Below are 20,601 nucleotides of genomic sequence, written 5' to 3' on the forward strand. Positions count from 1 at the left end.
GCACCCCGTGCTGAGCGAACGGCCGGGGCCGCCACCCCCCACAGGAGAGGCCCCGGCCGTCGCGCGGACGGGCCGCGCGCGGCCCGTACTTGATACAGCGCCAGGAGTGCGTTTTCTGTCACACCCCGGCCCCGCCGGCCCTCACCCTGCGCACATCCGCACCCGGTCACGAGTTAGTTGCATCTTCTACGGACATGGACGAGGAGCGGTTTGACGCCGTAACGTGCCTTTCGCGCCGACCGGCAAACGGGCGTAAAGGGAGTGCGGTGCTGGGGGACGACGCGGAGCTGACCGCCGCGGTGCGTGCGGCACAGGACGGAGACGAGACCGCGTTCCGTACGGTGTACCGCTCCGTGCAGCCACGGCTGCTCGGATACGTGCGGACACTGGTCGGGGATCCGGACGCCGAGGACGTCGCGTCCGAGGCCTGGCTGCAGATCGCCCGCGACCTGGACCGGTTCAGCGGAGACGCCGACCGGTTCCGCGGCTGGGCCGCGCGGATCGCCCGCAACCGTGCTCTGGACCACATACGCATGCGCGGCCGCCGCCCCGCCATAGGCGGCGACGAGACGGAGCTGACCGGCCGGGCCGCCGAGTCCGACACGGCCGGCGAGGCCATGGAGGCCCTGGCCACCGACAGCACCCTCTCCCTCATCGCACGGCTCCCGCAGGACCAGGCCGAGGCGGTCGTCCTGCGGGTCGTCGTCGGCCTCGACGCCAAGAGCGCCGCCGAGACCCTCGGCAAACGCGCCGGTGCCGTGCGCACCGCGGCGCACCGCGGTCTGAAGCGGCTCGCGGAGCTGCTCGGCGAGGATCCGGAATCGGTGGGCGTGCTCGACGCGCTCCCACCCCAGCGAGAACCGCGCGGTCGCGCGGTGTCGTCCGCAACTGTGACGCATACGCGTGCGCGGACGCAGAAGGACATGTGATGGCCGACGAGCAGGACAAGTGGCTGAACCGTGGGACGGCGGAACGTCTGCTGCGCGGTGAGTCGCTGGAAGCCGTCGACGCCTCCGCCCGTGACCAGGCCGAACGCCTCTCCCGGGCGCTCGGCGCGCTCGCCGCGGAGGCGGCCCCGGCCACCGGCGAACTCCCCGGTGAGCAGGCCGCCCTGGCCGCGTTCCGCAAGGCCCGCGAGGCCACCGCGGCCGAACGGGCCGTCCCCGTCCCCGCCCCTGGCCGCGCGGCCGGCACCTCCCGCCGGGCCGTGCCCGGTGCCGACGCGGGCCTGATCCGCATCGGTGCCCGGGGCCGTACCGGAACCCCGGCCCGCGGCCCCCGCTGGGGCCGCCCGGTGCGCCTGGCGCTCGCCGCCGTGGTGACCGCGGGCACGCTCGGCGGCGTCGCCATGGCCGCCGGGAGCGGGATGCTGCGCACGCCGTTCGGGCCCGAGGAGCACGGCCCCGCCGCCTCCGTCTCCGCCGACGCGACCTCCGCGGCGCCGTTCGCCTCGGTACCGCCCGAGGGCACCCCGGGCACGACGCAGGGTCCGGGAGCGCACCGCGGCGGCGCCTCCGGCGAGGCCACCGGACCGGACGACCGCACCGGAAGCAGCCACGCCCCGGGCGCCGGTGAACTCTCCGGTACCCCCGGCCGCCGGTGGAAGGACGCGGCCGCGGCCTGCCGGGACCTCCGGGACGGCAGGGGACTGGAGGCCGGCCGCCGGCGCACGCTGGAGAACCTGGCGGGCGGCAGCGCACGCGTCAGCCAGTACTGCAAACTCGTCTTGTCCGCCGCCGACCTGGCCGACGGCACGAAGAGCGGCGGCAAGGGCGACGGGAGCGGTGACAGCGGCAAGGCCAAGGGCAACGGCGGGGGCGACGGAAAGACCAAGGGCGCGGGCAAGGGCGGCGGCAAGGACAAGGGCGGGGGCGACGACGACCCCGGCCGAGGTCGCCCCGGTCACCCCGGCCAGGGCGGCGGCGGTCACCCCGGCAAGCGCGGGGCCGGCGCCACGGCCCGGCTCGGCGACGGCGCCGGGTCCCTTCCCGCCCCGAAGCCGACCCCGTCTCACCACCCCTGACCTGCAGTTTCGTACTTCGCGGAAATTTCTTCGCGCAAGGTGTGACGTTTTCGGAGCCCCGGACGCAGTACTGAGTGAGCCGACTGGTCATCGGCCGTCGCACTGAGCCGGGGTTCCCCCCGTACCCACGGCTCGTGCACCTGGCGCGGGCGGGGCACGTTCCCCCGGTCCCGCCCGCGCCCCGCAGTCCCGCACCTCGGTCGTCACCGGTTTCACCAGTGGACGACGACCTTGTCGCCCACCCGCACCTGAGCGAACAACTGGGCGATCGCCGTCTCGTCCCGGACGTTCACGCACCCGTGCGAGCCGCCCGCGTACCCGCGTGCCGCGAAGTCGTACGAGTAGTGCACGGCCTGGCCGCCGCTGAAGAACATCGCGTACGGCATCGGCGAGTGGTAGAGCGTGGACACCCAGTGCCGTGCCTTCCAGTAGACGTGGAAGACACCCTCCCGGGTCGGCGTGTACTGCGACCCGAACCGCACCGCCGTCGTCGACAGCGTCCGGCCGTCGACCAGCCAGCGCAGTGTCCGCGTCGTCTTGTCGATGCACAGGACACGCCCGGTCATACAGCGCGGGTCGGGCGCACCGGCCGGCTGGCCGCCCATCCGGTACAGCTCCCAGGTGCCGGGCGCACGGGTCATCCGCACCAGCCGCTCCCAGGTGACGGAGTCGGTCCGCCCGGTCTGCGGCAGCCCGCGCTTGCCCTGGAAGCCCCTGACGGCCTGCTCGGTCAGATCGTCGTACGACCCCGTCGGCCCGTCGAACAGCCACTCCGCCTGGCGCAGCCGCGCCTGCAGCTCCCGCACGCCCGGCCCGCTGTCGCCGCGCGACCACAGCACCCGGGGCGGGGGCGCGGCCGGTACGGCCGGTGACTGCTGGGCCGTCCGGGTGGGATTCGCCGGCCCACTCACAGGGGGCTGTCCGGGTGTCTGCCCCGGTGTCTGCCCGAAGGTGTGCGCGGTGGTCTGTTCCGGGGGCTGGACATGCACCGGTGCCCTGGGTTTGCCATCGGTGTCCGGGGGCTGCACGGTGCAGCCGCACAGGGCGGTGAACGCGGTAAGGGTGGCGGCCGAGGTGAGTACGGCGGCCGGTCTTCGCGAGATCCTCATGCCGGGGATGCTTCCCCGCGTGACCGCCGCCGAACGACGGGGCATGGTGAGGGGTGACAGGACGTACTGCGGAGGCATCCATGGCGCGTGAGTCGGAGTCGGGGCTGCCGGTCGAGCCGGTCTACGGACCGGGGGCCCTCCAGGGCTGGGACCCAGCCGGAAAACTGGGCGAACCGGGCACGTACCCGTTCACCCGCGGGGTCTACCCGACCATGTACACCGGCCGCCCCTGGACCATGCGCCAGTACGCCGGGTTCGGGACGGCCGCCGAGTCCAACGCCCGCTACCGGCAGCTGATCGCCCACGGCACCACGGGCCTCTCGGTCGCCTTCGACCTGCCCACCCAGATGGGCCACGACTCCGACGCGCCCCTCGCACACGGCGAGGTCGGCAAGGTGGGCGTGGCCGTCGACTCGATCGAGGACATGCGGGTGCTGTTCGACGGCATCCCGCTCGGCCAGGTCTCGACGTCGATGACGATCAACGCGCCGGCGGCTCTGCTGCTCCTGCTCTACCAACTGGTGGCGGAGGAGCAGGGCGTACGGGCCGACCAGCTGACGGGCACGATCCAGAACGACGTGCTGAAGGAGTACATCGCGCGCGGGACGTACATCTTCCCGCCGAAGCCCTCCCTGCGCCTGACCGCGGACATCTTCAAGTACTGCACCGCCGAGATCCCGAAGTGGAACACGATCTCGATCTCCGGCTACCACATGGCCGAGGCGGGCGCGTCACCCGTCCAGGAGATCGCGTTCACCCTGGCGGACGGCATCGAGTACGTCCGTACGGCGGTGGCGGCGGGGATGTCCGTGGACGACTTCGCGCCCCGCCTGTCCTTCTTCTTCGTGGCCCGTACGACGTTGCTGGAGGAGGTCGCCAAGTTCCGCGCCGCGCGCAGGATCTGGGCGCGGGTCATGCGGGATGAGTTCGGCGCCCGGAACCCGAAGTCCCTGATGCTCCGCTTCCACACCCAGACGGCCGGGGTCCAGCTGACGGCCCAGCAGCCGGAGGTGAACCTGGTCCGGGTCGCCGTCCAGGCCCTGGCGGCGGTCCTCGGCGGCACCCAGTCCCTGCACACCAACTCCTTCGACGAGGCGATCGCGCTGCCGACGGACAAGAGCGCGCGGCTGGCTCTCCGTACCCAGCAGGTCCTGGCCCATGAGACCGACGTGACGGCGACGGTGGACCCCTTCGCGGGCTCCTACGCGGTCGAGCGGATGACGGACGACGTCGAGGAGGCGGCCGTCGATCTGATGCGGCGGGTCGAGGACCTCGGCGGGGCGGTCGCTGCGATCGAGCGGGGCTTCCAGAAGGCCGAGATCGAGCAGAACGCCTACCGGATCGCCCAGGAGACGGACTCCGGTGAGCGGGTGGTCGTCGGCGTGAACCGCTTCCAGCTGGACGAGGAGGAGCCGTACGAGCCCCTGCGGGTGGACCCCGCCATCGAGGCCCGGCAGGCGGAGCGGCTGGAGAAGCTGCGGACCGAGCGGGACCAGGGGGCGGTGGACGCGGCGCTGGACGCGTTGCGGAAGGCGGCGGAGGGGGAGGACAACGTGCTGTATCCGATGAGGGAGGCGCTGCGGGGGCGGGCGACCGTGGGGGAGGTGTGCGGGGCGCTGCGCGAGGTGTGGGGGAGTTACGTGCCCAGCGATGCGTTCTGAGCGTCCCCCCTTCGGACGCTGCCCAGGGGTGCACCGGAGGGAGACAGCCGACGCTGACCGAGGTCGCTCGGCGAGTACCCCGACCCGACGGCTGACTGTCGTACCCCCGTGCGACACTCCTTCCCATGTTCGGTGTCATCGACCTCCCCACCTACCTCGCAGGCCTGGTCCTCATCGTCCTGCTGCCCGGCCCCAACTCCCTCTACGTCCTCTCCGTCGCCGCCCGCCGCGGAGTCCGGGCCGGATACACAGCCGCCGCCGGGGTCTGGTGCGGGGACACCGTGCTGATGACGCTGTCCGCCGCCGGGGTCGCCTCGCTGCTCAAGGCCAACGCCGTGCTGTTCGGGATCGTGAAGTACGCCGGTGCCGGATATCTGACCTGGCTCGCGATCGGCATGCTGCGGGCCGCCTGGCAGATGTGGCGGACACGGAGAGAGAAGGCCGCCGAGGACACCGCGCCCGCCTCCGCCCCTGACGAGCGGCCCTTCCGGCGCGCGTTCGTCGTGAGCCTCTTCAATCCCAAGGCGATCCTGTTCTTCGTCGCCTTCTTCGTGCAGTTCGTCGACCCGCACTACGCCTACCCGGCCCTGTCCTTCGTCGTCCTCGGCGCCTTCGCCCAGCTGGCCAGCTTCCTCTATCTCAGCGCGCTGATATTCAGCGGGACGCAGCTCGCTGCGGCCTTCCGGCGGCGCAAGCGGCTGTCCGCGACGGCCACTTCGGCGGCCGGTGCGCTGTTCCTGGGCTTCGCCGTGAAGCTGACGCTGGCCAGCGCGTAGGGCAGCCCGGAGGCGGCGTCAGAGGCCCACCTCGGCCAGGTAGGCCTCGAACCCGTCCGCCGCGTCGCCCGCCCAGCCCACATACCCGTCCGGGCGGACCAGGAAGACACCCGGGCCGTACGACTCCGACGCCGCCGGCAGCGCCCGCACGCCGGCGACGCCGGAGGTCTCCGCGCCCAGCAGCGTCCAGTGCGGCCCACGGAACGCGTCGAAGAGGCGGACGCCGGACACCGTGCCGTCCGGGGCGCGGTCGCCCGCGCGGACACCGGTGGGGTCCACACGGGTCTCCACGCTCAGCGACGACTCCCGGTAGCCGAGCCCCAGTTGCACCGTCGCCTTTCCGCGCCGTACCTCGCCGCGGTGCACGCCCGTCGACAGGTCCAGCATGGCCGCCGCGTTCGACCGGCGCTCCTCCTCGTAGCTGTCCAGCAGAGAGTCCGGCGCCCCGCCGCGCAGCACCGCGCCCAGCTTCCAGCCCAGGTTGTAGGCGTCCTGGACGCTGGTGTTCAGGCCCTGCCCGCCGGCCGGGGAGTGGAGGTGCGCCGCGTCGCCCGCGAGGAACACCCGGCCCACCCGGAACCGGTCCGCGAGGCCGGTGCGCGGCCGGAAGTCCGAGGCCCAGCGCAGTTGGCCGACGTCCTCGGCGTCCAGGTGGGTGTACGCCGCCACCAGCTTGCGGACGCCGTCCAGGGACAGGTCGGGCTCCGTGCCCTGCGCGAGGCGCGCCTGCAGCTGGAAGTCGTCCGTGCCGGCGAGCGGGCACAGGGCGACGCCGGTGTCGTCGGCGCCCGGGAAGGTGTGCCAGTGGTCGCGGTCCAGGCCCGTCAGCCGTATGTCCGCCACCAGGAACCGCGCCGGGTCGACCGTCTCCCCGGTCATGCCGACGCCCAGCGCGCGCCGGACGACCGACCGGCCGCCGTCGGCGGCGACGACGTACCGCGCACGGGCGGTCGTACCGTCGGCGAACCGCACGGTCACGCCGTCCGCGTCCTGCGCGACGCCGGTCACCTCGCGCCCGAAGGAGACCTTCCCGCCCAGCTCGGTCAGCCGCCCGTACAGCACCTCCTGGGTCCGCCACTGCGCGACCATCAGCGGCTCGGTGTCCGGCGCGCCCTCGTCCGTCTCCACCGGCTCGAACATCGACTGTTCGCCGACGCGTTCACCGTCCCTCCAGATCATCCGGGCCGGGTACGGACCGCCTGCCGCCCGGATCGCCTCCAGCACGCCCAGGTCGTCGAAGACCTCCAGGGTGCGCGGCTGGAGCCCCTTGCCACGCGAGCCGGGGAACAGGCCCTCGGCCCGCTCCACCACCAGCGCCGCCACCCCGCGCCGCGCGAGGTCGATGCCGAGGGCCAGACCGGTCGGGCCCGCGCCCACGATCAGGACATCCATCACGATTCTCCTTAACGCTGTTAAGTGCCGTCGCCCATGAGCGTGCCCTTAACGCTGTTAAGCTGTCAAGTGTGAGCCCCGAGAAACGCGCCCCCCTGGATCGCCGACGCGTCGCCGACACCGCGCTGCGCCTGCTGAACGAGGTCGGTCTGGACGGCCTGACCCTGCGCGCCATCGCCAGGGAACTGGACGTCAAGGCGCCCGCGCTGTACTGGCACTTCAAGGACAAGCAGGCGCTGCTGGACGAGATGGCGACGGAGATGTACCGGCGGACGGTCGCCGGCGTCGCGCTCGACGCCGCCGACACCTGGCAGGAGCGACTGCTGAAGATGAACCGCGGACTGCGGGCCGCGCTGCTCGGCTACCGCGACGGGGCGAAGGTGTACAGCGGCTCACGCTTCACGGGCACGGACCACGCCGCCGAGCTGGAGGCGAACCTGCGCCTGCTCACGGACGCCGGCTTCACCCTTGCCCAGGCGGTCCAGGCGGGCCGTACGGCGAGCGCGTACACCATCGGTTTCGTCACCGAGGAGCAGGGCGTCGTACCCCTCCCGGGCGAGCGCCGGGAGGGGTACGACGTCGGGGAACGCGCCCGGCGGATGGCCGGGTACCCGCTCGCCGCGGAGGTCGGACAGCTGCTCTTCGACGGCTACGACGAACAGTTCGAGGAAGGTCTCGCACTGGTGATCGCGGGCATCGGGGCGCGGTACGGGATCAGCTGAGCGGGCGGCCGGGCCCGAGCGGTCGGCCCAGACATCGAGCGGTCGGCCTAGGCCCCGAGCTGCCCCCGCCCCTTCAGCGCCCGCTTCAGACGCGGCCCGAACGGCTTCTCCACGAACCGGTGGATCAGCCACGCCAGCAGCAGCATGCCCAGGACGGTCACGATCAGCGTCGGCCACGCGGGCAGGCCGAGGCCCCGGTGCAGCACCCGGATGACGAACCAGCCCAGGTGTTCATGGACCAGGTAGAACGGGTACGTCAGCGCGCCGGCCGTGACCAGCCAGCGCCAGGAGGCCCACCGTGTCCAGCCCACCGCCACCGCGGCGACGGCCGCGAAGGCGACGGTGACGATCAGGATGACGACGTAGGGGTCACGGTGCGGGTGCGGGCCCCACAACCCGCCGGTGGCCTCGCTCTGGGCGAGCAGCCAGGACATCGCGACGATGCCCCACGCCAGCAGGTCGCTGCCGAAGCGGTGGATCAGGTACAGCGCCAGGCCGCCGATGAAGAAGGGGGCGTACTCGGGCATGACCACCTGGTTCAGCAGCTCGTTGCCGGACGAGTGGCACAGGACGGCCGCCAGTGTCCAGACGCAGGCGAACAGCACGACCCGGCGGTAGGTGACCCCGCGCAGGACGACGAGCAGGGCGAAGAGGGCGTAGAAGCGCACCTCCACCCAGAGCGTCCAGCACACGCCGAGGACGCGGGTCGCGCCCATCGGCTGCTGCAGCATGGTGAGGTTGACGAGGAACTCGTCCAGCCGGACCGGGTGGACCACGACGGGCAGCGCGAGGGACGCCCCCGTGATCAGGACCAGTGCGACCCAGTACGCGGGGTACAGGCGCGCGATGCGGGAGCGGAAGAAGTCGCCGAGGGTGCGGCCCCAACTGCTCATGCAGATCACGAAACCGCTGATCACGAAGAAGAACTGCACGCCGAAATTGCCGTAGACGGCCGCCCGGGACAGGGCCGGGAAGAGCTGGGCCGGGCTCCCGTGCCAGGACGCGGAGACCGGGCCGCCGCGGCCGGCGTAGTGGTAGAGACAGACCATCAGCGCGGCGACGAGCCGCAGACCGTCCAGGGCGAGCAGGCGGCCCTGGGGCCCGCCGGAGCCCGGCGGGACGGGGGCCGCCCGGGGTATGACCCGGGATATGAGGGGGCCGGGTTCGGCGGTAAGGCCGGGGCGTGAAGCAGCCATGTGGGGTGTTCCTTCCTGGTTCGGTCACGAGGTCCAGCTGCTGATGGCTCCCCGGCCGCGCGTGCGGCCCCGCCCCCGGCGGTCAACGGCGCGCCGACCGGCGCAGACTGCGCGCCTTCCGTGCCACCCGGCGGACCGTCGCGTTGCGCGGGATGAACGCCAGCTGGGCGGGCACCCCGCCGGGCAGGGCCAGCGAGGACAGGCGCCGGCGCTTGAAGTAGCGCAGGGTGTGCGGGTTCAGGTGCCGCGCGAGCCAGGTCTCGACCTGCGGGCGCAGCCCCGGGTAGATCTTCGGCTGCATCGCGAAGCCCACCGCGCGGACCAGCGCGCCGAGCGCCTCGACGTCCATGCCGGAGCGCTGCTCGGTGACGGCGCCACGGTCGCGGAGGTCGGGCAGCAGCGCGTCCACGATGGTCACCGGGACCCGGTTGCTGTTCTCGTACGGCGCCAGCCGCTCCAGCAGCACCTCGGTGCCGATCCGGGCGACGGGGAGGCCGTACAGCGCCTGTGCCGTGAGCAGGGCGGTGGAGAAGCAGCCTACGACCAGCGCGGGACGCATCCGCTGGTACAGCACCTCGGCGAGGACCGGCGTGTCGAGCACGATCAGCTCGACCTGCAGTTTCTCCGCCTCCTGCGCCAGCGAGCGGGTGAAGTGGGCCGGGGCGGACGGGTGCGGCTTGAACACCACCGTGGTGTGGCCGAGCGCCACCGCGCCCTTCAGCATGCGCACATGCAGGTTCTCCTCCTGCTCGGCGGTGAGGATGTCCAGCGCCGAGAGGTACTGGCCGAGCAGCAGCGCGGGCTCCCCGGCCTCCGGCAACTCGCCTCCGGACGGCGCCAGTTCGGTGAGCACCTTGAGGAAGGCGGCCGTCGGCACGATCTCACCCGGCACGCCGAACTCGGTGAGCAGCATCGGCTTCAGGCCCGGCACCAGGTCCAGGTGCAGCACCCGGTCCACGCGGGTGCCCACCAGCGGGTCGATCTTGTTGCGGGTGGGGCCGTAGCTCATCAGGCCGTCGGCGTACACCGTCACCGGGGCTCCGGTGAAGATCTGCGCGAGCGCCAGCGACGGGTTGACCTGGATCGACTCGACGGCCAACTCCACCCCATCGGAGCCGAGTTGCCACTCGTGGCGCAGGAACCGCTCCCAGAGCGGCAGATCGTCCCCGCGGGGTGCCCAGCCGCCCGGGTGGAACGGGAAGAGGGTCTCGTTGTACGAGATCACGTCGTCGAAGCGGTCGCGCAGCTTCTCGAAGCCGGGCGCCGCGTCCAGCGCGGGGGTGGTCTCGGGCGTGGCCGCGTTGTTGCAGACCAGCAGGATCCGCCGGTCGGCCGGGCGGAAACAGCCGGAGTCCAGGGCGGCGGCGAGCGTGGCCGTGCCGTACAGCGTCGACGCCTGGAAGATCTGGGTGGTCACGCGGCGGCCCCCGCGGGGGCGGGACGGCGGCGCAGCCGGCGCAGCTTGGTGGCGCGCTGGAGGTCCATGGAGTCCAGCGCCTCGTCCAGCACGTCCTGCGGCATGCGCCGCAGGGCGGCGGCACTCATGGATTTCAGTTTCTTCGCCACCGCGGGCTCGAACCTTTCGATGGATCCCAGATGATGGGAAATGATGGCGCAATAGGTACGGACGGCCTTCGGGAGCAACTGGTCGGCATCCCGGTCCTGCGCGGTTTCCGCGATGACCTGATCGAACGCGCGAATGAAATCGAGCTGCCGGACGTCACCGATCTGGGTGAGCGAGGAGGCGACTCCGCGCCGGTAGAACACACCGAGCAGACTCACCGCGGCGAAGGATTCCGCCTCCCGGTGCAACTTCCAGATCCAGGGCCGGTCCTCGGCCGTGCGCAGCCCGTCGGTGAAGTGCAGCAGCCCCTTGTCCACGAGCCGGCGGTGGTAGAAACCCGCCCACGCGTACGCGTAGTCCACGGACGTCGACCGGTCGGCGGGCAGGATCGCCTCCCGCGGGTCCAGCACCACGTTCCGCCGGCCGACGGGCACCCGGTTGACCGTACGCGACCGTGCGGTGCACTGCACATGGTCGGTGCGGATGAAGTCGCAACCCAACTCCTCCATGGCAGAAACGGCTTGCGGGAAGTAGCCGGGGGCGAGCCAGTCGTCGCCGTCCAGGAAGGTGAGGTACGCGCCGCGCGCCCGGTCGATACCGGTGTTGCGGGCGGTCGCCAGCCCCCCGTTCCGCTCGTGCCGGACGTACACGGCCCCGGGCAGCTCGCGCTCCGCGCGCGCGAGAATCTCTGGTGTCCCGTCGCGGGAACAGTCGTCGACGAGAATGAATTCGAAGTCCTCACGCGCGTTCGCCTTGAGGCTCCTGAGCGTGTCGGGCGCGTATTGCTGCACGTTGTAGAACGGCACGATGACGGAGAGCTTGACCACGTCAGGGACGTTAGGGCGAAGCCCGTCATTCGTCTTGACCGTCCGCTTGATGCTGGGTGAACGACACATGGCGAAGCTGTGAACCGGGCTTTTTCCGCGCGCCTTCACGGCCCGATTCGCCATTCGGCGATGTGCTGTTAACCGTTTGTTGCGTTCCGGTTGGGCGGGACCTCGGAATGGCTTCCTAGCGTCTTCGGCGTGCCAGCAAGTGCTACGAAGTCCCTGCGGATCGCGGTCCTCGCCGATTCCGACACCCGGTGGAAGTGGGGCGCGCTCACCGCGCAGCGCCTCGCCCCCGCCGATGCCGGGATCCGGCTCGACGGCTACCTCCTGCGGGGACGCGCCACCCCGACAGCCCGCCAGCTGAAGGAGATCGGCGTCAGGGCGGACTCACTCCGCGAGGTCACCGGCGCCGAGTTCCTGCGCGCCATGGGCGAATCGTCGTACGACATCCTCGTCCTGGCCCTGGTCGGCGGCGGCGTCCAGGCGATGCTGCACGGGCTGCGCGCCACCTGGGCGGGCAACGGCACGCGTCCTGTCGTCGTCACCGGGTACGTCGGTGTCGTCTACGAGAAGCTCGCCGACGGGCTGCTGCTGCGGCACGGCGCGGACCTCGTCCTCGCCAACTCCCGGCACGACGCGGACCGGTTCCGGGCCGTGTACGAGGGGGTGGGCGCCGACTCCTCCTCGGTCACCGAGGTCGCGCTGCCCTTCCTCGGCGGGGCGCCGTACACCGGTGAACACGAGCCCTGCACCGTGGTGTTCGCCGCCCAGCCGTCCGTCCCCGACAGCCGCAAGGACCGGACGTACCTGCTGGACCGGCTCATCGGGCACGCCCGCAGGCACCCCGAGCGCGAAGTACTGCTGAAGCTGCGCTCCAAGCCGGGCGAACACACCACCCACATCGAGGAGTTGCCGTACCAGAAGCTGGCCCAGGGCAAGGACCTGCCCGCCAACTTCCGGCTGGTGTACGGCCACATGGGCGAGGTCTTGGACCGCACCGACCTGCTGGTCACGGTCAGCTCCACGGCCGCCCTGGAGGCCCTGCACCGCCGTATCCCCACGGTGATCCTGACCGACCTGGGCGTGCGCGAGGTGCTCGGCAACCACCACTTCACCGGCTCCGGCTGCCTCGCCTCCTGGGACCAGCTCGACGCCGGACACCGGCCGGTGGCCGACGCGGAGTGGGTCGCCCGGCAGGGGGTGGCGGCCGACGGCACGTACGGCACGGCCTTCGACAGTGCCCGCGAACGCATCGCCGAGCTGCTGGACCGCCCCGGCGGCCTGCCGCCCCTGACCCCCTACTACACCCCCGAGACCGCGCCCGGCTATCTGCCCGGCATCCTCGCCCGGCACCACCTCGGCCCCGACGGCGTCCCGCTGCCCGGCGCGCCCGCCGCCGACAAGGAGCCCGGACCGGTCCGCCAGATCGTCCGCCGCGCCGCGCGTGGCGCCTACCGCCACGGCGTGCAGCGGGTCGCCCCGGTGATCCGCCGGATGGGGGAGCTGTGACCTCATGCAAGGAGTAGATCCCATGTCCAACCCGGAAGCGGGCCGAGGCGCGACGATGCGCCGGGTGCTCGCGGTGATCCCCGCGCGCGGCGGCTCCAAGGGCGTGCCCGCGAAGAACCTCGCGCCCGTCGGCGGCATCCCGCTGGTGGCGCGCGCGGTGCGCGAGTGCCGGGCGACCCGGCTGGTGACCGACGTCGTCGTCTCCACCGACGACCAGGCCGTCGCCGCCGCCGCCCGCGAGGCCGGCGCCGAGATCGTGCTGCGCCCGGCCGCCATCGCCGGGGACACGGCGACCTCCGAGGCCGCGGTCCTGCACGCCATGGACGCCCACGAGGCCCTGCACGGCGCGGCGGTCGACGTCGTCCTGCTCGTGCAGTGCACCAGCCCGTTCCTCGTCCGCGAGGACATCGACGGCGTCGCGTCGGCGGTGATCGAAGGCGGTGCGGACACCGCGCTGACGGTCGCGCCGTTCCATGGATTCGTCTGGCGGGACGCGGTCGACGAACTCACCGCGCACGGCCGGGCGGCAACGGAGGGCGCCACCGGCACGGCGGGTCCGGCACCCGGGCCGGGCACGGCCCCGGTGGCCGCGGCGGCGGGCGGCGGCCATGCCGTTCCCGCGCCGACCGCCTCGGGCCACGGCGTCAACCACGACAAGTCCTACCGCCCGCGCCGCCAGGACCGCCCCCAGGACTTCCTGGAGACCGGCGCCGCCTACGCGATGGACGCGGCCGGCTTCCGCAAGCACCAGCACCGCTTCTTCGGCCGTACGGAACTCGTCCGCACCGACCCCGCCCGGGTCCTGGAGATCGACGACCCGCACGACCTGGCGCGTGCTCGGGCCCTGGCGCCCCTCTTCGACGCGGACCGCCCCGGTTCGCTGCCGACCGCCGACGACATCGACGCGGTCGTACTGGACTTCGACGGCACCCAGACCGACGACCGGGTGCTGATCGACTCCGAAGGACGGGAGTTCGTCTCCGTGCACCGCGGCGACGGACTGGGCATCGCGGCCCTGCGCAGGAGCGGCCTGAAGATGCTGATCCTGTCCACGGAGCAGAACCCTGTGGTCGCCGCCCGCGCCCGGAAGCTGAAGCTCCCGGTGCTGCACGGCGTCGACCGCAAGGACCTCGCCCTGAAGCAGTGGTGCGAGGAGCAGGGCATCGCGCCGGAGCGCGTGCTCTACGTCGGCAACGACGTCAACGACCTGCCGTGCTTCGCCCTCGTCGGCTGGCCCGTGGCGGTCGCGAGCGCCCACGACGTCGTACGCGGCGCCGCACGCGCGGTCACCACCGTCCCCGGCGGTGACGGCGCGATCCGAGAGATCGCCAGCTGGATCCTCGGCCCCTCTCTCGATTCCCTCCCCAAGTAAGGACATCTCCCCCATGAGCAGCAACTCCCGCATCCGCACGTTCGGTTCGCGCGAGGTCGGCCCCGGCCGTCCCGTCTACATCTGCGGCGAGATCGGCATCAACCACAACGGTGAGCTGGAGAACGCCTTCAAGCTGATCGACGTGGCCGCCGAGGCCGGCTGCGACGCGGTCAAGTTCCAGAAGCGCACCCCGGAGATCTGCACCCCGCGCGACCAGTGGGACATCGAGCGCGACACCCCCTGGGGCCGGATGACCTACATCGACTACCGCCACCGCGTGGAGTTCGGTGAGGACGAGTACCGCCAGATCGACGAGTACTGCAAGGAGAAGGGGATCGACTGGTTCGCCTCCCCGTGGGACACCGAGGCCGTCGCCTTCCTGGAGAAGTTCGACGTGCCCGCCCACAAGGTGGCGAGCGCCTCCCTGACGGACGACGAACTGCTCCGCGCCCTGCGCGCGACGGGCCGCTCGGTCATCCTCTCCACCGGCATGTCCACCCCCCGCCAGATCCGCCACGCGGTGGAGGTCCTCGGCTCCGACAACATCCTCATGTGCCACGCGACTTCGACGTACCCCGCGAAGGCCCAGGAGCTGAACCTGCGCGTGATCAACACGCTGGAGAAGGAGTACCCGAACGTCCCGATCGGCTACTCCGGCCACGAGACGGGCCTGCAGACGACGCTGGCCGCGGTCGCCCTGGGCGCGGTGTTCGTCGAGCGCCACATCACCCTCGACCGCGCCATGTGGGGCTCCGACCAGGCCGCCTCCGTCGAGCCGCAGGGCCTCACCCGCCTCGTCCGCGACATCCGCACCATCGAGGCCTCCCTCGGTGACGGCGTCAAGAAGGTCTACGACTCCGAGCTGGGCCCGATGAAGAAGCTGCGCCGCGTCTCCGGGGTCGTCGCCGAGGCGGAGATCGCGGCGGCGGCGGGCGAGCCGGTCTCGGTGTGAATCCAGGTCACTTACCACGGGACGGTCGTACGCCGATGAGCCCCCGCGCCGGTCACACCGGCCACCCTCCCCGCACGCTCGCCTTCGTGGAGAGCCCCGTCCAGCTGCTGAACGTGCTGGAGTGGGCGCATCTGCAGGGCCTGCGCGGCACGGAGCCGGACCCGCTGCCGTCCGTGCCGGCGCAGGTGCGGCGGACAGTGGCCGGCGACCCGCCACAGACCGGCGCGGATCTCACGGTCGTCGTCCTGTCCCCGACCGACCCCATGACCCGGGGGCAGCTGCGCCGCATGGCGGACCTGGCCCGGGACGAGGGGTACCGGGTGCGCTGGGAGGAGGCACGGGGCGGCCCGGCGGCCCCGTTCCAGACGATCGGCGGCCTCGCGGGGGCCCTGCGGCGGGCGGACCGCATCGTCATGGGAGACCCCTTCTCCCGCTATGTACAGCTGCTCCTGACGATCACCCGGGCGAAGGATCTCGTGGTGGTCGACGACGGCACGGCGACGATGGAGTTCGTCGCCCAGCTGGCCCGGGGTGAACGGCTCGTCCGCTGGCACCGCAAGGGCGGCCGCCCCGGGGCGCGCGACCTGCTCTTCGCCCCGGTGTCCTCCTCGGCCCGCCGCCGTCTGACGCCGAGCGCCCACCGCCGGGTCGAGGTCTTCTCCTCCATGCCGGTGACGGAGACCCCGGAGGGAGTGCGGGTCACCGCCAACGACTTCTCGTGGACCCGCGCCCGCTTCGGGCCGCCGCGCATCAGCAAGGGCGCGGACATGGTCGGCACGTCCCTGGTCGAGACGGGGGTCGTGGACGGCGACCGCTACCTGGACGCCGTCCGCAACCTGGCCAAGGCCCACGGCGCGATCCGGTACTTCGCACACCGCCGCGAGAGCGTGGACAAACTCCACCGTCTGGCCGCCGAGACGGGCCTGCAGATAGTCCGCCCGGACCTCCCCCTGGAGCTGATCGCCCGCCGGGGCCCGATCGGCCGTACGATCCTCAGCTTCCCGTCGACGGTCGTCCACACCCTGCCGCTGGCACTGGCCGGCACGGGCGTGCGCGTCGCCGTCTGCGACATCGACCCGACCTGGCTCACGGAGAACGCGTCCCCGCGAGCACAGGGCTTCCTGTCCGGAGTGACGGACACGGCCCGGGGCGTACACCGGCTGGCGGCGGTCACGAGCCTGGCCTAGGCCGAGCTGCCCGGCCGACGCCTTCCGCTAGGCCCGGTAGCGGTAGCGGATCCGGCCGCGGGTGAGGTCGTAGGGGCTGAGTTCCACGAGCACCCGGTCGTACGGGAGGATCTTGATGTAGTTCTTGCGGATCTTCCCGCTGATGTGGGCCAGCACCGTGTGCCCGTTTTCGAGCTCGACTTTGAAGGTGGCATTGCGAAGGCACTCGGTGACGGTGCCTTCGACTTCCACGCCCCCTGATGTTTTTGTCATGGTCTCTCACTTCTCTCTTTTTGTGATGTCTTATGCGGCGTCGGAGCGTCAGTGCCGGACGAGCTCCAGGGTGCCGGCCGTGCGCCGGGCGCCGACGCCCTCGAACAGGGCCGTGGCCGCCGCGTTGGACTCGTCCACCTCGGCCCATGCCGCAGCGGTCCCGGAGCGGTGCAGCGAACCCAGCGTGTGCCCCAGCAGCGCACGGGCGATGCCGCGGCGGTGCCAGTCGGCCCGGACAGCGATCAGCCCGATCCGCGGCTGCCGGGTCAGCGGTGCCACCCGCACCAGTCCCACGTACTCGTCCAAGTGCCGCGCCACCGCGTACTTCGACGGGTCGACCACGGTGGTCCCCGCCGGGCGGGGCAGCACCTCGGCCGGCATCGTCTGCCAGCCGGCGGCCGTCTCGACCTCGTCGCGGATGATGCTGTCCAGGGCGCGCAGCCGGTCCTCCACCGCCTCGCCGGCGGGCACGATCGTCACGCCCGACGGGGGCCGCACCGAGCCGAGTCCGGTGACCCGCGGGTCGGTGGGCACGAGATAGCCCCACTCGCGGCGTGCTGCGGTGAACCCGGCCCGCTCCCATGCGGATGTCGAGTCCTGGTCGCCCTCGTCGACCACGGTGTACAGCGGAGTTTGCAGGTCCGCCAGCATCGAGCCGGCGATGCGGTCGAAGACCGCGCCGTGCCACGCGTCGATGCTGATGAAGAGCCGCCCGTCGGGTCGACGCGAAACGTCGCCGCGGCCGACCTCCCGGTCGTCCTCCACGGCGTGCCACAGCGTGTCCGAAATCCGCGTGACCACGACCGCGTGGCCACGCGCACCTGAAGTGAAGTGCACAGAGTTCATAGGTGTTGCCTCTCAGGAGTGCCTTGTCCGAGGCGCTCCCGGCGACACCTACGTCAATCGCCCACCGTGACGAAAAGGGGGAGCACCCACATGCACACAGCCTTCATGGGTCTCACCTCCTCGCGTTCTCTCACGGCTGCCCAGACGGTACCAGCCGGGATCGGTCGGCCCAACCCGTTTAGGCTCGGCCGAGGGTGGTCACGGCGCGCTTCACAGCTCCTTCGTCAGCGTGCGGATGAAGTCACGTGACCGCTCGGGGCCGAGTGCTGGCCCACCGCCCGCTTGACCAAGGCCGCGATCCGTTCCTCCACCTCGGGTGTCACCTCCGTGAGGGCGAAGCCGGCCGCCCACATGGTGCCCTCGTCAAGCTCCGCCTGGTCGCTGAAGCCGAGGGTCGCGTAGCGCGACTTGAACTTCTCCGCGCTCTGGAAGAAGCAGACGACCTTGCCGTCCCGTGCGTAGGCGGGCATCCCGTACCAGAGCTTGGGCGCGAGCACCGGCGCGTTGGCGGTGATCACGGCGTGGACACGCTCCGCCATGACCCGGTCCGAGTCCTGCATCTCGGCGATCTTCGCGAGCACGTCCTGCTCCGCCTGCGCCGCCTTCTGCGCACGCGAGCCGCGCCGGGCCGCCGTCTTCAGCTCCCGGGCATGCGCCTTCATCGCGTCCCGCTCCTCGGTGGTGAAACCTTCGTACGCAGTGCGGTCGGTGCCGGACATGGCAGATTCCCCCTTGGATCTCGCTGCACGGATCTTGGCACGGGACTTTAGCGAGGGCCACTGACATCGGCGCGCTCACTGCCAGGAAGAGGTCGAGCACTTCTAGGGCGAACGGCTAGCCGGGGAGCTCAGGCCCCGCCGCCGGGCTTGCGGGCCAGCACGAAGCCCCGGGCGTGTGTCTCCTCCCCCGACGGCTCCCGGCGTACCGTCGCCACCAGGTCCAGGCCCGCCTCCGTCAGCAGGCCGGTGATCTGGTCCGGGGTGCGCCAGTAGTAGTCGAGGTCGATCTCGTGGCCGAAGCGTTCCGGCAGGTGCAGGTGGCCGGGGTCCGCGCCGGTCTGGAAGGCGAGGAGGGCGTGGCCGCCGGGCAGCAGGGTGCGGTGGAATTCCGCGAAGGCCGCCGGCAGGTGGGTGTCGGGGACGTGGATCGTCGAGTACAGGGCGAGGATGCCGCCCAGGGTGGCGTCCGGCAGGTCCAGGGACGTCATCGAGCCGATGTGGAAGCGCAGTTGCGGGTAGGTGCCGCGGGCCAGGGTCACCATCGCGGGGGAGAGGTCGACACCGAAGGCCGGGACGCCCAGCTCGTCCAGGAGCGCGGTGCCGTGGCCGGGGCCGCTGCCCAGGTCGGCCACGGGGGCCGGGCCGGCCTGCGTGACCAGTTCGGCGAAGACGGTGATCAGGGCGTGGTCCAGCGGATGCCGGCCACCGGCCGGGAACCGGGCCGCGTAGTCCTTGGCGATCGCGTCGTAGGAGGTGCGGGTCGTCTGCAGGAAGGTCTCGGACGTGTCGGTCACGGGTGCGCACGCTAGCGGGACGCGGGCCGCGCTGGGGTCCGGTTCGTGGACATGGCGAGCGTGACTGTGCCGAGGCGTGGTATCCGTGGAAGGAGGAAACAAGGGTTTTACCCATCAGAGTCCGCCGCCATGCGTCCGCCGGTCAGATTTTCTTCCCCTAACGGGCTGAAGTTTTGTTGATCGAGGGGTAGTTGACCAGCCGGGCGTCCTACCCTTCAGAGGGTGAAGCAATTGATGTCCCTAGAGTCCGAGGCCGGCCTCGCGGGGGATGTGCTCCCCGGCGCGCTGAGCGAAGCACTGCACGCCGAACTCGTCGCCTTCCGTCGCGACTTGCACATGCACCCTGAGCTGGGCAATCAGGAGTTCCGTACGACCGCCGCGATCAAGGAGCGGCTGGAGCAGGCGGGGCTGCGGCCCCGGGTGCTCGCCAAGGGAACCGGACTCGTGTGTGACATCGGGCTCGCGGAGGGTAAGCGGTCGGCCATACCGCTGCTCGCACTGCGCGCGGACATCGACGCCCTGCCCATCCCGGACACCAAGACCGACTGCCCGTACCGGTCGACCGTGCCCGACCGGGCGCATGCGTGCGGTCATGACGTGCATACGACCGTGGTGCTCGGCACCGGCCTGGTCCTCGCCGACCTGCACGCCAAGGGGCTGCTGCCCCGGCCGGTACGGCTGCTCTTCCAGTCCGCCGAGGAGGTCATGCCCGGCGGCGCCCTGGACGCCATCGAGGACGGGGTGCTGAAGGGGGTCGAGCGGATCCTCGCCGTGCACTGCGACCCCCGGGTGGACGCCGGGAAGATCGGACTGCGGCACGGGGCGATCACCAGTGCGTGCGACCGGCTGGAGATCGCCCTTGACGGACCCGGCGGGCACACCGCCCGGCCGCATCTCACCACGGACCTGGTCACCGCTGCCGCGCGGGTCGCCGTCGACGTGCCCGCGCTGATCGCCCGCAGGGTGGACACCCGGGCCGGGCTGGCACTGACCTGGGGACGGATCGAGTCCGGCCACGCGCCGAACGTCATCCCGCAGCACGCCGAGCTGTCCGGGACCGTGCGCTGCCTGGACCTGGATGCCTGGCGGCAGGCCCCGGACATGGTGCACGCCGCCATCGACGAGGTCGCGACCCTGCACCGGGCCAAGTCCGAGATCACCTATGTGCGCGGGGTGCCGCCGGTCGTCAACGACCGCGAGTCCACCGACCTGCTGCGCCGGGCGATGGCCGCGCGGCGCGGCCGGGACGCCGTCGAGAGCACCGAGCAGAGCCTCGGCGGCGAGGACTTCTCCTGGTATCTGGAACAGGTGCCGGGCGCCATGGCCCGTCTCGGGGTGCGCCGGCCCGGCGAGCGTACGGTGCGCGATCTCCACCAGGGCGACTTCGACGCCGACGAGGACGCGATCAGGGTCGGCGTGGAGATGTTCACGGCGGCGGCCTTCCTGGAGCCGAACGGGGTACAGGGCTGAGCCTGCGGCCCCCGCGGGGGCCGTTCCCCTGACCGGCGCAACACGCTCGCAAGCCATTCGTACACAGTGCGCGACAACGGCGTGAGAGGGCTGAGAGCCCGAGTTCAGATGCTGTTTGCCTCGAATCGATAACGGCTTCGAGAGGGGGTTTTTTGCGACATCTACGCGCGTTACGATGCCGCGAAGCCGACGCCGATGGGGCGTTCCGGCCCGGGCACTGGCATGGT

At 71.8% G+C, this 20,601-nt stretch carries 19 protein-coding genes; 10 read left to right on the forward strand and 9 right to left on the reverse strand.

Annotated elements, in window-relative coordinates; all coding sequences use genetic code 11:
• The first annotated feature begins 266 nt into the window (after positions 1 to 266).
• Positions 267 to 929, forward strand: a complete 663-nt coding sequence (locus tag ABZ624_RS00680) for an RNA polymerase sigma factor (protein ID WP_360081393.1) — start codon at positions 267 to 269, stop codon at positions 927 to 929.
• Entirely contained in the window at positions 929 to 2,023 is a 1,095-nt protein-coding gene (locus ABZ624_RS00685; protein ID WP_360081394.1) for a hypothetical protein, read from the forward strand. Before ABZ624_RS00680 ends, ABZ624_RS00685 begins: the two co-directional genes overlap by 1 nt.
• Before the next feature lie 212 nt (positions 2,024 to 2,235).
• Here ABZ624_RS00685 and ABZ624_RS00690 read toward each other — a convergent pair whose 3' ends face one another.
• On the reverse strand, positions 2,236 to 3,132 hold the full coding sequence (locus tag ABZ624_RS00690) for a L,D-transpeptidase family protein (protein WP_360081395.1): 897 nt from the start codon (positions 3,130 to 3,132) through the stop codon (positions 2,236 to 2,238).
• An 80-nt stretch (positions 3,133 to 3,212) separates the two neighbouring features.
• Between ABZ624_RS00690 and ABZ624_RS00695 the strand changes: the two genes are divergently transcribed.
• A complete protein-coding gene (locus ABZ624_RS00695) occupies positions 3,213 to 4,793 on the forward strand; it encodes a methylmalonyl-CoA mutase family protein (RefSeq protein WP_360081396.1) in 1,581 nt (526 codons plus the stop codon).
• A 125-nt stretch (positions 4,794 to 4,918) separates the two neighbouring features.
• Positions 4,919 to 5,569 carry a leucine efflux protein LeuE gene (leuE, locus tag ABZ624_RS00700; RefSeq protein WP_360081397.1) on the forward strand — a complete coding sequence of 217 codons (651 nt, stop codon included), beginning with the start codon at positions 4,919 to 4,921 and terminating at the stop codon, positions 5,567 to 5,569.
• Positions 5,570 to 5,587: 18 nt separating this feature from the next.
• Here leuE and ABZ624_RS00705 read toward each other — a convergent pair whose 3' ends face one another.
• Positions 5,588 to 6,967, reverse strand: a complete 1,380-nt coding sequence (locus ABZ624_RS00705; protein WP_360082115.1) for an FAD-dependent monooxygenase — start codon at positions 6,965 to 6,967, stop codon at positions 5,588 to 5,590.
• A 65-nt stretch (positions 6,968 to 7,032) separates the two neighbouring features.
• Here ABZ624_RS00705 and ABZ624_RS00710 point away from each other — a divergent pair, with 65 nt between their 5' ends.
• Complete coding sequence (locus ABZ624_RS00710) at positions 7,033 to 7,683, forward strand: TetR/AcrR family transcriptional regulator C-terminal domain-containing protein (RefSeq protein ID WP_360081398.1); 651 nt, start codon at positions 7,033 to 7,035, stop codon at positions 7,681 to 7,683.
• Positions 7,684 to 7,730: 47 nt separating this feature from the next.
• Here ABZ624_RS00710 and ABZ624_RS00715 read toward each other — a convergent pair whose 3' ends face one another.
• From ABZ624_RS00715 to ABZ624_RS00725, 3 genes are all read right to left on the reverse strand, one after another.
• Positions 7,731 to 8,879 (reverse strand): acyltransferase, encoded by a 1,149-nt coding sequence (locus tag ABZ624_RS00715; protein WP_360081399.1) that lies wholly within the window; start codon positions 8,877 to 8,879, stop codon positions 7,731 to 7,733.
• Positions 8,880 to 8,961: 82 nt separating this feature from the next.
• A complete protein-coding gene (locus ABZ624_RS00720) occupies positions 8,962 to 10,296 on the reverse strand; it encodes an alpha-2,8-polysialyltransferase family protein (protein ID WP_360081400.1) in 1,335 nt (444 codons plus the stop codon).
• On the reverse strand, positions 10,293 to 11,270 hold the full coding sequence (locus ABZ624_RS00725) for a glycosyltransferase family 2 protein (RefSeq protein WP_360081401.1): 978 nt from the start codon (positions 11,268 to 11,270) through the stop codon (positions 10,293 to 10,295). Before ABZ624_RS00725 ends, ABZ624_RS00720 begins: the two co-directional genes overlap by 4 nt.
• Before the next feature lie 198 nt (positions 11,271 to 11,468).
• On the opposite strand from ABZ624_RS00725, the gene ABZ624_RS00730 reads away from it, so the two are divergent.
• Genes ABZ624_RS00730 through ABZ624_RS00745 form a run of 4 tightly spaced genes read left to right on the forward strand, consistent with a single transcriptional unit; the run spans position 11,469 to position 16,293 of the window.
• Positions 11,469 to 12,782, forward strand: a complete 1,314-nt coding sequence (locus ABZ624_RS00730) for a DUF6716 putative glycosyltransferase (RefSeq protein ID WP_360081402.1) — start codon at positions 11,469 to 11,471, stop codon at positions 12,780 to 12,782.
• A gap of 22 nt (positions 12,783 to 12,804) precedes the next feature.
• Positions 12,805 to 14,154, forward strand: coding sequence for an N-acylneuraminate cytidylyltransferase (locus ABZ624_RS00735; protein WP_360081403.1), 1,350 nt, complete (start codon positions 12,805 to 12,807; stop codon positions 14,152 to 14,154).
• A 13-nt stretch (positions 14,155 to 14,167) separates the two neighbouring features.
• Entirely contained in the window at positions 14,168 to 15,106 is a 939-nt protein-coding gene (locus ABZ624_RS00740; RefSeq protein WP_360081404.1) for an N-acetylneuraminate synthase family protein, read from the forward strand.
• A 35-nt stretch (positions 15,107 to 15,141) separates the two neighbouring features.
• Positions 15,142 to 16,293 (forward strand): hypothetical protein, encoded by a 1,152-nt coding sequence (locus ABZ624_RS00745; RefSeq protein ID WP_360081405.1) that lies wholly within the window; start codon positions 15,142 to 15,144, stop codon positions 16,291 to 16,293.
• A 27-nt stretch (positions 16,294 to 16,320) separates the two neighbouring features.
• Here ABZ624_RS00745 and infA read toward each other — a convergent pair whose 3' ends face one another.
• The 4 genes from infA to ABZ624_RS00765 all read right to left on the reverse strand — a co-directional run bounded on the left by infA (position 16,321) and on the right by ABZ624_RS00765 (position 18,904).
• Entirely contained in the window at positions 16,321 to 16,545 is a 225-nt protein-coding gene (gene infA / locus ABZ624_RS00750; RefSeq protein WP_360081406.1) for a translation initiation factor IF-1, read from the reverse strand.
• Positions 16,546 to 16,593: 48 nt separating this feature from the next.
• Positions 16,594 to 17,391 (reverse strand): GNAT family N-acetyltransferase, encoded by a 798-nt coding sequence (locus ABZ624_RS00755; protein ID WP_360081407.1) that lies wholly within the window; start codon positions 17,389 to 17,391, stop codon positions 16,594 to 16,596.
• 224 nt (positions 17,392 to 17,615) lie between these two features.
• Entirely contained in the window at positions 17,616 to 18,110 is a 495-nt protein-coding gene (locus ABZ624_RS00760; RefSeq protein WP_360081408.1) for a DUF1801 domain-containing protein, read from the reverse strand.
• 128 nt (positions 18,111 to 18,238) lie between these two features.
• A complete protein-coding gene (locus ABZ624_RS00765; RefSeq protein ID WP_360081409.1) occupies positions 18,239 to 18,904 on the reverse strand; it encodes a class I SAM-dependent methyltransferase in 666 nt (221 codons plus the stop codon).
• 234 nt (positions 18,905 to 19,138) lie between these two features.
• On the opposite strand from ABZ624_RS00765, the gene ABZ624_RS00770 reads away from it, so the two are divergent.
• Positions 19,139 to 20,374 carry an amidohydrolase gene (locus ABZ624_RS00770; RefSeq protein WP_360081410.1) on the forward strand — a complete coding sequence of 412 codons (1,236 nt, stop codon included), beginning with the start codon at positions 19,139 to 19,141 and terminating at the stop codon, positions 20,372 to 20,374.
• Positions 20,375 to 20,601 lie beyond the last annotated feature (227 nt).

This window comes from Streptomyces sp. NPDC007205, from assembly GCF_040634095.1.
GTDB lineage: Bacteria > Actinomycetota > Actinomycetes > Streptomycetales > Streptomycetaceae > Streptomyces.